The 13,421-nt window shown below is 74.4% G+C and carries 13 protein-coding genes; 5 read left to right on the top strand and 8 right to left on the bottom strand.

Translation table 11 applies throughout. The features are described from left to right. Positions 1 to 16: 16 nt before the first annotated feature. On the bottom strand, positions 17 to 1,156 hold the full coding sequence (efeO, locus tag P3H78_RS01155; protein WP_276106804.1) for an iron uptake system protein EfeO: 1,140 nt from the start codon (positions 1,154 to 1,156) through the stop codon (positions 17 to 19). 129 nt (positions 1,157 to 1,285) lie between these two features. Between efeO and P3H78_RS01150 the strand changes: the two genes are divergently transcribed. After that, a complete protein-coding gene (locus P3H78_RS01150) occupies positions 1,286 to 1,975 on the top strand; it encodes a PhzF family phenazine biosynthesis protein (RefSeq protein WP_276106803.1) in 690 nt (229 codons plus the stop codon). 16 nt (positions 1,976 to 1,991) lie between these two features. Here P3H78_RS01150 and P3H78_RS01145 read toward each other — a convergent pair whose 3' ends face one another. Together P3H78_RS01145 and map are read right to left on the bottom strand one after the other, a co-directional pair. Further along, entirely contained in the window at positions 1,992 to 2,639 is a 648-nt protein-coding gene (locus tag P3H78_RS01145; RefSeq protein WP_276106802.1) for a biliverdin-producing heme oxygenase, read from the bottom strand. 117 nt (positions 2,640 to 2,756) lie between these two features. Further along, complete coding sequence (gene map, locus P3H78_RS01140) at positions 2,757 to 3,614, bottom strand: type I methionyl aminopeptidase (RefSeq protein ID WP_276106801.1); 858 nt, start codon at positions 3,612 to 3,614, stop codon at positions 2,757 to 2,759. Between the two features lie 58 nt (positions 3,615 to 3,672). Between map and P3H78_RS01135 the strand changes: the two genes are divergently transcribed. Continuing rightward, the gene (locus P3H78_RS01135; protein ID WP_276106800.1) at positions 3,673 to 3,906 is read left to right on the top strand and encodes a hypothetical protein; all 234 of its coding nucleotides are present in this window, start codon (positions 3,673 to 3,675) and stop codon (positions 3,904 to 3,906) included. A 331-nt stretch (positions 3,907 to 4,237) separates the two neighbouring features. On the opposite strand, the gene P3H78_RS01125 is transcribed toward P3H78_RS01135, so the two are convergent. Beyond that, a complete protein-coding gene (locus P3H78_RS01125) occupies positions 4,238 to 4,840 on the bottom strand; it encodes a hypothetical protein (protein WP_276106799.1) in 603 nt (200 codons plus the stop codon). 171 nt (positions 4,841 to 5,011) lie between these two features. Between P3H78_RS01125 and npdG the strand changes: the two genes are divergently transcribed. Beyond that, a complete protein-coding gene (gene npdG / locus P3H78_RS01120) occupies positions 5,012 to 5,716 on the top strand; it encodes an NADPH-dependent F420 reductase (RefSeq protein WP_276106798.1) in 705 nt (234 codons plus the stop codon). A 54-nt stretch (positions 5,717 to 5,770) separates the two neighbouring features. Beyond that, positions 5,771 to 5,986 (top strand): hypothetical protein, encoded by a 216-nt coding sequence (locus P3H78_RS01115; RefSeq protein ID WP_276106797.1) that lies wholly within the window; start codon positions 5,771 to 5,773, stop codon positions 5,984 to 5,986. Here the strand turns inward: P3H78_RS01115 and P3H78_RS01110 are convergent. Then, on the bottom strand, positions 5,976 to 6,776 hold the full coding sequence (locus tag P3H78_RS01110) for a site-2 protease family protein (RefSeq protein WP_276106796.1): 801 nt from the start codon (positions 6,774 to 6,776) through the stop codon (positions 5,976 to 5,978). The genes P3H78_RS01115 and P3H78_RS01110 overlap by 11 nt on opposite strands. A gap of 179 nt (positions 6,777 to 6,955) precedes the next feature. On the opposite strand from P3H78_RS01110, the gene P3H78_RS01105 reads away from it, so the two are divergent. Continuing rightward, on the top strand, positions 6,956 to 10,252 hold the full coding sequence (locus tag P3H78_RS01105) for an AfsR/SARP family transcriptional regulator (protein WP_276106795.1): 3,297 nt from the start codon (positions 6,956 to 6,958) through the stop codon (positions 10,250 to 10,252). A gap of 11 nt (positions 10,253 to 10,263) precedes the next feature. On the opposite strand, the gene P3H78_RS01100 is transcribed toward P3H78_RS01105, so the two are convergent. The 3 genes from P3H78_RS01100 to panB all read right to left on the bottom strand — a co-directional run bounded on the left by P3H78_RS01100 (position 10,264) and on the right by panB (position 13,216). Then, entirely contained in the window at positions 10,264 to 11,082 is an 819-nt protein-coding gene (locus P3H78_RS01100; RefSeq protein ID WP_276106794.1) for an ABC transporter permease, read from the bottom strand. After that, entirely contained in the window at positions 11,079 to 12,104 is a 1,026-nt protein-coding gene (locus tag P3H78_RS01095; protein ID WP_276106793.1) for an ATP-binding cassette domain-containing protein, read from the bottom strand. The genes P3H78_RS01100 and P3H78_RS01095 overlap by 4 nt, the downstream gene beginning before the upstream one ends. A gap of 245 nt (positions 12,105 to 12,349) precedes the next feature. After that, on the bottom strand, positions 12,350 to 13,216 hold the full coding sequence (gene panB, locus P3H78_RS01090; protein WP_276106792.1) for a 3-methyl-2-oxobutanoate hydroxymethyltransferase: 867 nt from the start codon (positions 13,214 to 13,216) through the stop codon (positions 12,350 to 12,352). Positions 13,217 to 13,421: the final 205 nt, after the last annotated feature.

Below are 13,421 nucleotides of genomic sequence, written 5' to 3'. Positions count from 1 at the left end.
CGGTCCGTCCTCCCGGTCACTTCGCGACGGCCGCGGCGAGCTTCGACAGCGGCTCGGCCAGTGCGTTGACGGCGTCGGACAGTTCCTTGCGCTGCTCCTTCGTGACCTTGTCGTAGGAGACGAAGTCGTAGGAGTCCTTCTCGGCGCGGTACCGGTCCAGCAGCGTGTTCAGCGCGCCGAACTGCTTGTCCAGCTCCGCGGCCAGCGCCGCGTCGTTCCCGGCGGCGACGGGCCTGAGCAGCTCGTACGCCTTCTGCGCGCCCTCGACGTTGCCCTTGAAGTCGACGAGGTCGGTGTGCGCGTAGCGGTCCTCCTCGCCGGTGACCTTGCCGGTGGCGACCTCGTCGAGGAGTTCCTTGGCGCCGTTGGCCATGGAGGTCGGGGTGATGGCCGCCTTGCCGACGCGGCGCTGCCAGTCCTTCAGGTCGGCGACGAGCCGGTCGCCGAGGGCCTTCTCCTCGCCGCCGATCCTCCCGTCCTGCCAGAGGGACTTCTCCAGCCGGTGCCAGCCGGTCCACTTCTGGCCCTGCTCCAGGCCGTCGGCGCGGGTGTCGGTCTTCGGGTCGATGTCCCCGAAGGACTCCGCCACGGGCTCGGTGCGCTCCCAGCCGAGGCGGGAGGGCGCGTAGGCCTTCTTCGCGGCCTCCAGGTCCCCGGCGCGGATCGCCTTCGCGAACGTCTCGGCGAGCGGCACGGTCGCGTCGGCCTGCTCCTGCGCGTACGCGCGGTACCCGGCGACCGCCCGGTCCAGCCGCGGGTCGCGCCGGGCCGCCCTGCCGGACCCGGTGACGTCCAGCTTCTGCCGGATGCCGTGGCCCTTCATGCCGGGTCGGCACGCGATCTCGTACGAGCCCGCCTTCACCTCGGCGGTCAGCGTGTAGGTGGTGCCCGGCCCGATGTTCTCCTTCTCGGAGACGATCCGGTCGTCGGGCAGGACGATCTCGACCTCGGTCGCGCGCGAGCCCTTGTTCGCTATCTCCAGCGTGACCCGGCCGGCCGGGACCGCGGTGGTCGAGGTGTCGCACCGGGAGTCGGCGGCGGTCACGCGGATCGCCTGGCCTTTCTCGGCGCCGCCCTTCGCGGTGCAGGCCGTCAGGGCGGTCAGGGCGGCCGCGGTGGCGGCGGCGGTGACGACGGAGAGGCGGGCGGCTCGCATGCGGGCTCCAGACGGAAACGGTTCGGTGAGGCTGCCCTAACTTACCTGAGGCTTACCTGACTCATACCATCGCGGTCTGTGATTCGGATCGCATGCGGGCCCCGGGGGCCGTGATGTTTCAATGCCGGAGTGACTGATTACGACGTGCTGCGCGTGTTCTGCGGACCGAAGGGCGGCTACGGCAACGAGCTCGGTGTCGTCCGCGACGGCTCGGTGATCCAGGCGCAGAGCGAGCGGCAGGAACTCGCGGCGAAACTCGGCTTCAGCGAGACCGTCTTCGTCGACGACCCCGAGCGCGGCGTCATCGAGATCTACACCCCCACCCTGCGCCTGCCCTTCGCCGGGCACCCCTGCGTCGGCACGGCCTGGCTCCTGGACGTACCCGAACTGGTCACTCCCGCGGGCGTGGTGGGCGCCCGCCTGGACGGGGAGTTCACCTGGATCGAGGCGCGGGCGGAGTGGGCGCCGCCGCGCACGCTGCGCCAGTACCCGACCGCCGCCGAGGTCGAGGCGCTCCCCGTGCCGCCGCCCGGCGAGTGGATCTACGCCTGGGCCTGGGAGGACGAGGCGGCCGGGCGCATCCGGGCCCGCGCCTTCCCCGGGCGCGTGGATGAGCGCGGCGGCAGCCGCTCCGGTGGAGCCGGGGCTTGCCCCGGGGGCATCGTGGAGGACGAGGCGACCGGTGCCGCGGCCCTGCTGCTCACCGACGGACTCGGCCGCGCCCTCAACATCACCCAGGGCGCCGGCTCCCAGATCCTGACGGCACCGCAGCCGGACGGCTGGGTCGAGATCGGCGGCCGCGTGGTCCTGGAGCGGTAGGGGGCCGGGACGGCCCTCAGGTGCTCACGCCGAACTCCTCGGCCAGCTCCCGGAACATCCCCGTGTTCAGGGCGAACGCCCGGCGGCACTCGTCGACCATCCGCCCGCGTTCCGGCTCGTCGGCCCGGACGGTGTCCAGAAGGTGCCGGTAACTCCGCTTGAAGGCGGCCGGGTTGGGGATCCGGTCGAAGACGTAGAACCGCACCCCGTCGCCCTTGCGGACGAAGCCCCAGGCGCGCTCCGCCCGGTCGCGGACGACCTGGCCGCCGGAGAGGTCGCCGAGGTAGCGCGTGTAGTGGTGGGCGACCCAGCCCGCGGGCCAGGTGCGGGCGCAGCCCGCTATCCGGTCGGCGTACGCGCGGGTCGCCGGGAGGGTCCGCAGTGCCGCGCGCCAGTCCGGCCCCCGCAGGTGCGCCAGGTCCCGCTCCAGCGCCGCCAGCCGCATCAGCTCCGGCCGCACGAAGGGCCCGGCCACCGGATCCCGGGCCAGGTCCGGGGGGCCGGACTCCAGCGCCTCGTAGACCACCCACAACTGCTCGGTGTAGCGCGTGAACGCCTCCCGGCCCAGCCGTCCGTCCAGCAGGCCGCTCATGAACGCCGAGGTCTCCGCCTCCGTGTGCTGCTGCCGGGAGGCGGTGCGGATGACCGTGGAGAAGGGGTCCATGGGACCTTCCTGTCGGAACGGATGCCGACACCATGTCGGTAAATTTTATCCGGAAAGCGGATCAACCGCAGAAAGGGGCCCGCCCTCCTCGGAGAGCGGGCCCCGGCGGGCGGCGCGTCACGGGAGGGTCAGGATCTCCGCGCCCGTGTCGGTCACCACCAGCGTGTGCTCGAACTGGGCCGTCCGCTTCCGGTCGCGGGTGACGACCGTCCAGCCGTCGTCCCACATGTCGTACTCGTGCGTCCCGAGCGTCAGCATCGGCTCGATCGTGAACGTCATGCCGCGCTGGATCACGGCCGTGGCGTGCGGGCTGTCGTAGTGCGGGACGATCAGCCCGGAGTGGAACGACGTGCTGATGCCGTGCCCGGTGAAGTCCCGCACCACGCCGTAGCCGAACCGCTTGGCGTACGACTCGATGACCCGCCCGATGACGTTGATCTGCCGACCCGGCCGGACCGCCCTGATCGCCCGGGCCAGCGCCTCGCGGGTCCGCTCGACCAGCAGCCGGCTCTCCTCGTCCACCTCGCCGACCAGGTACGTGGCGTTGTTGTCGCCGTGCACCCCGCCGATGTACGCCGTCACGTCCAGGTTGACGATGTCGCCGTCGCGCAGCACCGTCGAGTCGGGGATGCCGTGGCAGATGACCTCGTTGACCGAGGTGCACAGGGACTTCGGGAAGCCGCGGTAGCCGAGCGTCGACGGGTAGGCGCCGTGGTCGCACATGAAGGTGTGCGCGATCCGGTCCAGCTCGTCGGTGGTGACGCCCGGCGCGATGTGCCGGGCCGCCTCCTCCATCGCCTGCGCGGCGATGCGCCCGGCGACCCGCATCGCCTCGACGGTCTCCGGCGTCTGCACCTCCGGACCGCCGTACGGCTTCGGTGCGGGCTTGCCGACGTACTCGGGACGGCGGATGTTCCCGGGCACGGTACGGGTGGGGGACAGCTCCCCCGGGACGAGCAGCGACTGGCCAGACATGCCAGCGAGTCTATCCAGGGCCGATGGGGGAACATGTCCGTGGCGAAAGGAGCTGGTCATGGCCCTGTTCAAGAAGAGCACCGCCGGGAAGCCGGGCGAGTGGTACTACTGCCTGGAGCACAAGAAGGTCGAGGAAGGACCGGAGTGCCCGGCGAAGGACCGGTTCGGTCCGTACGCCTCACGGGAGGAGGCGCAGCACGCGATGGACACCGCGCGCGAGCGCAACCTCGAATGGGAGAACGACCCACGGTGGCACGACAAGGCACCGGACGGGAGCACCGCCGAGGAGTGATCGGGCCGCGGCCCGCACCGCGGCTGCGCGCCGGTCGCGCAGCCGCGCCGCGTGCTCGTCGGCCCGCGCGTCGCACGCCGGCCGCCGGGGCAGGCCCACCGCCGGCGGTGCGACCGCCCCCGTGCACAGCAGCCCGCCCCACCACACCGAGGCACGCACCCCGGCCCGGGCGGCCACCGCGCCGGAACGGACCTGGCCGACCTGCGACCGGCCGTGCAGGCCAGCACGTCGATCCCGGCCGCCGCGCAGCCCGTCGGGGATCGTCGGGATCTTCCACATCGCGCTGCGGAAGCTCCCGCCGGCCATGTCGCGGGCGCCGGCGCGGGGACCGTCACCAGCGGGCCGGTGGCGGGGCCGTCAGGGAGTCCGCCAGGCGCGACAGACGGTCCCGGAGGCGCCCCCGGCCCCGCGGGGCCGGCACCGCGTTCTCCCCGGCGGCCGCGCTGACCAGGTGCTGCACGGTGTCGAGATCCAGCTCGGCGCCGTCCGTCACGGCCAGCGACTCGTGCGCAAGCGCCGTGAGGTCGCGGCCCCCGCAGCCGAGCGCCAGCACCGTCGCCCCCGCCCGCCGCGCGTCGTGCACCCGCTCCAGCAGCGGCCCACCCGACGCCTCCGGCGCCACCACCAGCAGCGTCTCCCCGCGCCGTGCCGCCTCCAGCCGGCCGAGCCCCACGGCCAGGTGCGCCGGATCCGACGGGCGGGCCGCGTGCCGGACCAGCGTCGGCTCCAGCTCCGGCGTGCCCGACCAGGCCGCCTCGTCCACCAGGTGCGCGGCCAGGTGCCAGGGCTCGTACCCGGGCGTGCCCACCAGCAGCAGCCCGCCCCCGTGCGACACGACCGACCCGCGCAGGACCCCCGCGAACCGGCGGGTGGCGCCCAGCCACTCGGTCCCCGACAGCACTTCGCGCAGCAATGCGACCCGTACGGCGTCCATACGGGCGCATCCTGCCGTACCCGGCGCCGCCCGGCGCGCGGTTCGCCGCGGATTCGCCCGACCCGGGGACGCGACCGCCGTCCGCACCCGGCAGTGACCGCCCCGCCCGGGCGCCCGGGCGGGCGCCGACCCGGGCCGTCCGCGCCGCCGGGGCGGACGTAGAGTCGGCCCATGACCTCTAGCGACAGCGCACAGAAGGCCCCCGCCAAGGACCCCTGGGACCTCCCCGACGTGTCCGGGCTCGTCGTCGGCGTGCTCGGCGGGACCGGACCGCAGGGCAAGGGCCTGGCCTACCGCCTCGCCCTGGCCGGCCAGAAGGTGATCATCGGGTCCCGGGCCGCCGAGCGCGCGCACGCGGCCGCCGAGGAGATCGGCCACGGCGTCGAGGGCGCCGACAACGCCGAGACCGCCCGCCGCAGCGACATCGTGATCGTCGCCGTGCCGTGGGACGGCCACGGCAAGACGCTGGAGTCGCTGCGCACCGAACTCGCCGGCAAGCTCGTCGTCGACTGCGTCAACCCGCTCGGCTTCGACAAGAAGGGCGCCTACGCCCTCAAGCCGGAGGAGGGCAGCGCCGCCGAGCAGGCCGCCGCGCTGCTGCCGGAGTCGCGGGTCACCGCGGCCTTCCACCACCTGTCGGCCGTGCTGCTCCAGGACCCGGGGACCGAGCGCATCGACACCGACGTGATGGTGCTCGGCGAGGAGCGCGCCGACGTGGAGACCGTGCAGGCGCTGGCCGGGCGCGTCCCCGGCATGCGCGGCGTCTTCGCCGGGCGGCTGCGCAACGCCCACCAGGTCGAGTCGCTGGTCGCCAACCTGATCTCGGTCAACCGCCGGTACAAGGCGCACGCGGGACTCCGCGTCACGGACGTATGAGCCGATGGGGGACACTGGTCCTCGAAGCAGTGTCCCCCGACAGGAGCCGTCCCCATGTCCCCCCTGCCCCCGCACGGCCCGGCCCGGCGCCTCGGTCTCTACGCCCTCGTCGTCTGCGTGCTCGCCGTGGCCGCGGCCGTCGTCTCCTTCGCCCGGGGCAGCTGGCTGGGTGTGGTCTGGGTCCTGCTGGCCGGCCTGTCGTCCAACATGGCCTGGTACTACGTCCGCCGGGGCCGCGCGGCCGGCCGCGACGGCACCGTCACCGGCTGACCGAGCACAGGTCCGGCGTCGCCTCCCAGAACCGGTAGAGCGACTGCCCGCAGTAGGTGTCGAAGTCGCCGATGCCCAGGGCCCGCAGCACCGCGTCGATCACGTCGAAGAACGCGGTGTTCAGCGACGGCACCCACAGCAGCGCGAACACGAACAGCAGGCCGAACGGCGCGAACGGCTCCACCTGCCGCTTCACGCCGTGCGACAGCCAGGGCTCGACGACGCCGTAGCCGTCCAGGCCGGGCACCGGCAGGAGGTTCAGCAGGGCGGCGGAGACCTGGAGCAGGGCGAGGAAGGCGAGGGCGAACCGGAACTCGCCGGGCACCCCGTCCAGGCCGCCCAGCCAGAACGGCGCGGTGCACACGGCCGCGAACAGCACGTTCGTCAGCGGGCCCGCCGCCGACACCAGGCTGTGCCGCCACCGGCCGCGGATCCGGCCGCGCTCGATGAACACCGCGCCGCCGGGCAGGCCGATCCCGCCCATGATCACGAACACCACGGGCAGCACGATGCTCAGCAGGGCGTGCGTGTACTTCAGCGGGTTCAGCGTGAGATAGCCCTTGGCGCCGACCGTGATGTCGCCGCTGTGCAGGGCGGTGCGGGCGTGCGCGTACTCGTGCAGGCAGAGGGAGACGACCCAGGCCGCCGTCACGAACAGGAACACCGCCACCCCGGGCCGGGCGGCGAACCCCGTCCAGGTGGCCCAGGCGGTGACCGCCGTGACGGCCAGGATCCCGACGAACACGGGACTGATCCGGCGGTCGCCGCGGCGGGTGGTCGCGGTGGTCATGGGCGGCTCCATCGGGACGGGCGAAACGGTACGGTCGGAAGGCCCGACCGTACCGGCCGGCACCTCCCGAGGAAAACGCCTCGCGCCACCGCCGGGGTTCCTGGAGGCTGGGGGCGGCGGAACGGGGCCGCGCGGCAGGCCCAGCGACCCGCCGAACGGATCCGACCCCACCGGAGACAATGGACCCCGTGCGCTTCTCGCTTCTCGGACCCACGCAGGCGTTCCGCCCCGACGGCGCGCCCGTCCCGGTCGGCGGGGCCCGGCTGCGCGCCCTGCTGAGCGTCCTCGCCCTGCGGGCCGGACGGACCGTGCCGGTGGGCCTGCTGGTGGACGAGGTCTGGGGCGACGACCCGCCCGCCGACGCGGCCGGTGCCCTGCAGGCCCTGGTCGGCAGGCTGCGCCGGGCCCTCGGCGCGGACACGGTCGCCTCCGCCGACGGCGGCTACCGGCTCACCGCCGCCCCCGACGACGTCGACCTCACCCGCTTCGACCGGCTCACCGCCGAGGGCCTCGGCGCCCTCGCGGACGGCGACCCGGCCAAGGCCGCCGCCGTCCTGGACGACGCGCTCGCCCTGTGGCGCGGCCCCGCCCTCGCCGACCTGCCCGACCGCACCGCCGAGGCGGCCCGCTGGGAGACCCGCCGCCTCGACGCCCTGCGCGGCCGGCACGCCGCCGCCCTCGGCCTCGGCCACGCCGGGCAGTCGCTGCCCGAGCTGGCCGCGCTGTGCGACGGCCACCCCCTGGACGAGCCGCTCCAGGCGCTGCGGCTGCGTGCCCTGCGCGACGCCGGCCGCCCGGCCCAGGCCCTGGCCGCCTACGAGGACGTCCGCCGGCTGCTCGCGGACCGGCTCGGCTCCGACCCCGGACCCGAACTGCGGGCCCTGCACGCCGAACTGCTCGCCAGGGCCCCGCGGGAGGCACCCCGGGAAGCCCGCCGCGCGCCCCTGCCGCAGGCCCCGCCCGCGCCGCCCCGGCCCCCGGGCAACCTGCCCGCCCGGCTCACCTCCTTCGTCGGCCGGGAGCAGGAACTCGCGGCCGTCGGCGCCGACCTCGCGCACGCCCGGCTGGTCACCCTGCTCGGGCCCGGCGGAGCGGGGAAGACCCGGCTGTCCCAGGAGGCCGCCGAGGCGGTGCGGGCCGATTTCCGCGACGGCGTGTGGCTGGCCGAGCTGGCACCCGTGGACGACCCGGACGCCGTGCCGCAGGCCGTGCTGACCGCGATCGGCGCCCGCGAGACCGTGCTGCACGGCGCCGGCGTCGAGACCCTGCGCGCCGTGACCGACGCCGACGACCCCGTCGTGCGGCTGGTGGAGCACTGCGCCCGGCGCCGGATGCTGCTGATCCTGGACAACTGCGAGCACGTCGTGGGGGCGGCCGCCCTGCTGGCGGAGCGGCTGCTGGCCCGCTGCCCGGAGCTGACCGTGCTGGCCACCAGCCGGGAACCGCTCGGCGTGCCGGGGGAGGCGGTGCGACCCCTGGACCCGCTGCCCGAGCCCGTCGCGCTGCGGCTGCTCGCCGACCGGGGCGCGGCGGCCCGGCCCGGGTTCCGGGTCGCGGACGACCCCGAGGCGTGTGCCGAGATCTGCCTGCGGCTCGACGGGCTGCCCCTGGCGATCGAGCTGGCCGCAGCCCGTCTGCGCATGCTGACCCCGCGCCAGATCGCGGACCGGCTGGACGACCGCTTCCGGCTGCTGACCGGCGGCAGCCGCACCGTGCTGCCCCGCCAGCAGACGCTGCGGGCCGTCGTGGACTGGTCCTGGGACCTGCTCGGCGAAGACGAGCGCGACGTCCTGTCCCGCCTGTCCGTCTTCGCGGGCGGCTGCGACCTGGCCGCCGCGGAGGCGGTGTGCGGCCCGCTCGCCCTCGACGCCCTCGGCTCCCTGGTCGACAAGTCCCTGGTGGTGTCAGCCCCTTCGGCGGAGGGAGGCATGCGCTACCGGCTGCTGGAGACCGTCGCCGAGTACGCCGCCGCACGCCTGGACGAGGCCGGCCGCCGCACCGCGGCCGAACGCGCCCACCTGGCGTACTATCGCGAACTCGCCCGCACCACCGATCCGTTGCTGCGCGGCCCCGGCCAGCGGGCCGCCATCGAGCGCTTCCAGCTGGAGTACGAGAACCTGCGCACCGCCCTGCGGCACGCCGTCGCCCACGCCGACGAGCAGGAGGCGCTCAGCCTGGTGCTGTCCCTGGTCTGGTACTGGCAGATGCGGGACCTGCGCATCGAGTGCCGCACCTGGTGCCGGGAGGTCATGGCGCTGGGGCCCGACCCGTTCACCGAGCCGGTGCGGCGCGCCCGCCCGGTGCGGGAGCGCTGCACCGACACCCCGCCCCCGCTCACCGGCGAGGTCCTCGCCGAGGCCCGGCGCGGGGTGCACCTCGCCCATCTCGCCTGCATGGACACCGAGCTGGATGCCTGGCAGACGCCCGAGGCGCAGGCGAGGCTGCGGGTGGTCACCCAGGTCTACGAACCGGGCCTGCCGCAGACCTGCCGGGCCCCGGGCATGCTGTGGTTCTTCGCCGAGATGCTGACCGCCGGGGTGGACCGGCTGCGCACGATCCTCGACGCCGCCGTCCGCACCTGCCGCGCCACCCCCGGCTTCGAGTGGGAGCTGGCGGGCGCGCTGCACCTGCGCGCCAACCTGCTGGCCAACCGCGCCGACTGGGCGGGCCACGCCCTGCACGACGCCGACGAGGCGCTGGAGATCTACCGCCGCCTCGGCGACGAGTGGGGAGCCGCCGAGGCGCTGTCCGCCCGGGGCGAGGCCCACGAGCGCCGGGGCGCCCACCAGGCGGCGGCCACCGACTACCGGGCGGCCGTGGAACACGCCGAACGCCTCGGCGCCCGCGCGCAGAAGGCCGTCCTCAACGCCCGCCTCGGCAACGTGCTCATGGAGACGGGCGACCTGGAGGGCGGCGAGCGGCTGCTGCGCGACGTCATCGCCGGGCAGGAGGGCGTGCACACCGACGCGATGCCCGCCGCCCGCCTGTTCCTCGCCTGCTGGCTCGCCCTGACCGACCGCGTCGGCGAGGCCCGCGAGCAGCTGCGGCACCTGCGCGAGGAGTTCCGGATCGCCTACTTCGTCGTCTTCGACGCCCTGATCCTCGGCCAGGAGGCCTGGCTGGACGCCCTCGACGGCCGGTCCGACGCCGCCCTGGAACGGGTCCGCGGGGCCCTGCGGCTCGCGGACGACCCGCTGTCCCGGGCCATCACCCCGCACCTGCCGTCCATCTGCCTCACGGTCGCGGCGACGGCCCTGGCCGGAGTGGACGGCGGCACCCGCGCGGCGGACGGCGCCCGCTGCCTGGCCGCCGCCGACGCCCTGCTGCCGCCCGGGCACGTCCCGTCCGGGGTGGAGCGCCGGGTGCACGACCTCACGGTGGCCCGCCTCAGGGAGGTGCTCGACGCCCCCGCCTACGCGGCCGCCTACGCCGAGGGCGGCGGCCTCTCCCTCGCGGAGGCCACCGCCCTGGTCTGAGCCGGCGGAGGTCAGGTCTTCGTGCGGAACTTGTGGATGGCCACCGGGGCCGTCACCGCGGTGATCGCCGCCGACCAGCCCAGCGTCATCCACAGGTCGTGCGCGACCGGTCCGCCGGTCATGAGGCCGCGGGCCGTGTTGGCGAGCGTGGACAGCGGGTTGTAGTCGGTGAAGTGCCGCAGCCAGCCCGGCATCGAGTTGGGCGGGGCGAAGATGGACGAGCCGAACTGGAGCGGGAAGAGCACCAGGAAGCCCATCGCCTGCACCGACTGCGCGTTCTTCAGGACGACGCCGAGGGTGAGGAACACCCACATGACCGACGAGGCGAACACCGCGGACAGCCCCACCGTGGCGAGCAGGCCGGGCCAGTTGCCGATGTCGAAGCCGACCAGCACGGCGACGACCATGAGCACCGCCGTGGCGAACAGCATCCGGCCCAGCTCCACCGCGATCTTGGCGACCAGCACCGAGCCGCGCCCGATCGGCAGGGACCGGAAGCGGTCCATGACACCGCTGTTGAAGTCCTGGCTGAAGCCGGTGCCGACGCCCTGCGACAGCGTCATGCTCATCATCGCCAGCATGCCGGGGATGACGTACTGGACGTACCGGTGCTGACCGCCGCCCAGGGCCTGCCCGATGGAGCCGCCGAAGACGTACACGAACAGCAGGGTGAAGACCACCGGCATCAGCAGGACGTCGAACATCGACTCGGGGTCCTGGCGGATCCACAGCAGGTTGCGGCGGACCAGTGCACCGGTGTGGCGCAGATGGGCGCGCAGCGTGATCCGGGGGTCGGACCGGTGGTCCGGGGACGTGACGGTGGCGCTCATACGGCGACCTCCTCGCGGGTGCCGGCGGGCCGGGCGTCCTGCGGGGCACTGGCGCGGTGGCCGGTGAGCGACAGGAACACCTCGTCCAGGCTGGGCAGTTCGGTGGTGATCGAGGCGATGGTGATTCCGCGGGCGGTGACCGCGCCCACGACGGCGGTGAGCTGCTCGTCGCTGAGGACCGGCACGGCCAGCGAGCCGTCGACCGGGTCGACGGCGGCGGTCGCGAGCCCCGTGATGCCCAGCTCGTCCAGCATCGCGGCGAGCGGGCGGAGTTCTGCCGGGTCGGCCGGGCGCACGCGCAGGGCGCGCCCGCCCACCCGGGCCTTGAGCTCCTCGATGCGGCCGCCGGCCACGACCCGGCCGCGGTCGATCACGGTCAGCTCGGAGGCGAGCCGCTCGGCCTCCTCCATGTACTGGGTGGTGAGCAGCACGGTGACCCCGTCGCCGACCATGGCCTTCACCTCGTCCCACACCTCGTTGCGGGTGCGGGGGTCGAGCCCGGTCGTCGGCTCGTCCAGGTAGAGCACCGCGGGCCGGCCGATCATCGAGGCGGCCAGGTCCAGGCGGCGCCGCATGCCGCCGGAGTACGTGCTCGCCGGGCGCCGGGCCGCCTCGGTCAGGGAGAAGCGTTCCAGCAGTTCGTCGGCCCGGGCGCGGGCGTCCCGGCGGGACAGGTCCAGCAGCCGGCCGATCATGTACAGGTTCTCCCAGCCGGGCAGCTTCTCGTCGACCGAGGCGTACTGCCCGGTGAGCCCGATCACCCGGCGCAACTGCCGGGGCTGGCGCACCACGTCGTAGCCGGCGACGGTGGCCCGGCCGGCGTCGGGGGCGAGCAGGGTGGAGAGGATGCGTACGAGGGTGGTCTTGCCGGCGCCGTTCGGTCCCAGCACGCCCATGACGGTGCCCTCGCGCACGTCCAGGTCCACGCCGTCCAGCGCCCTGGTCCCGCCGTAGTGCTTGGCCAGGCCGCGCACGGTCACGGCGCTTCCCGCGCCGCCGGATTCGTCGTCCATTCGCGTCATGCCGTCGACGGTGCCGCACCCGGCCGACAGACCGCCGACATCCCGCCGACAGCAGCGCCGGCCCGCCGACGGACCCCCGACAGCCGGTGGCCCGCCCCGGCGGTCCGCCGCCGGTCTGCGCCCGCGGGCCTCCGGCGGACCACCGCCGGCCGCCGTCCGGACGCGGTGGGAAAGCCGACGGCCCCGCCGACGGGGGAAGATCGGCGGGGCCGCTCCGGTGCCGCAGTGGCTCGGTGGGGCGCGGGTCAGTGGACGGAGTGCTCCTCCAGCGGGAAGGTGCCGCCGACGACGTCCTCGGCGAACTCCTTCACCGCCTCACCCATGACCTCGCGCAGGTTCGCGTACTTCTTGACGAACTTCGGCACCCGCCCGCCGGTCAGGCCCAGCATGTCGGTCCACACCAGCACCTGGGCGTCCGTCTCCGGGCCCGCGCCGATGCCGACGGTCGGGATGTGCAGCACCCGGGTCACCTCGGCCGCCAGCTCCGCCGGGACCAGCTCCAGGACCACGGCGAAGGCACCGGCGTCCTGCACGGCCTTGGCGTCGCGCAGCAGCTGGGCGGCCGCCTCCTCGCCCCGGCCCTGTACGCGGTAGCCCATGGAGTTGACCGACTGCGGGGTCAGGCCGATGTGCGCCATCACCGGGATGCCGGACTCCACCAGGAGCCGGATCTGTTCGTGCGAGCGCTCGCCGCCCTCCAGCTTGACGGCGCCGACGCCGGCCTCCTTCACCAGCCGCGTCGCCGAGCGCAGCGCCTGGACGGATCCCTCCTGGTAGGAGCCGAAGGGCAGGTCGCCGACCACGAGGGAGCGGCTGGTGCCGCGCACCACCGCGGCGGAGAGCATGGTCATCTGGTCGAGCGTGACGGGCACGGTCGACTCGTAGCCGAGGTGGCAGTTGCCCGCGGAGTCGCCGACCAGGATCACCGGGATGCCGGCCTCGTCGAAGACGGAGGCGGTCATCGCGTCGTAGGCGGTGAGCATGGGCCACTTCTCGCCGCGCTCCTTGGCGGCGGTGATGTCGCGGACCGTGATGCGTCGCGTGCCCTTGCCCCCGTACAGCGCCTTGCTGCCGTCGGAGGACGTGTGAGGGGCAGCCGAAAGCTGCGTCATTGCAACGGCTCCTTCAGTCGTCTCGAGGCGCCCTGACGGCGTCCCCGGATCGCCTCCATGGTGGCACTCCGCACCGGCCGGGGCCAGAGGACCCCCGTGTGATCCACGGCCCGCCGCGGCCGCCCGGGCCGGAGCCGGGCGGGCAGGGGACGGCCGCGTAAGATCTCGGTAAAGGATTTCCGATACGAGACGGTCTCGTATCGGA

The sequence above is a fragment of the Streptomyces tropicalis genome (assembly GCF_029269835.1).
Classification (GTDB): Bacteria; Actinomycetota; Actinomycetes; order Streptomycetales; family Streptomycetaceae; genus Streptomyces; species Streptomyces tropicalis.
This window is presented reverse-complemented; position numbering and strand designations above follow the sequence as displayed.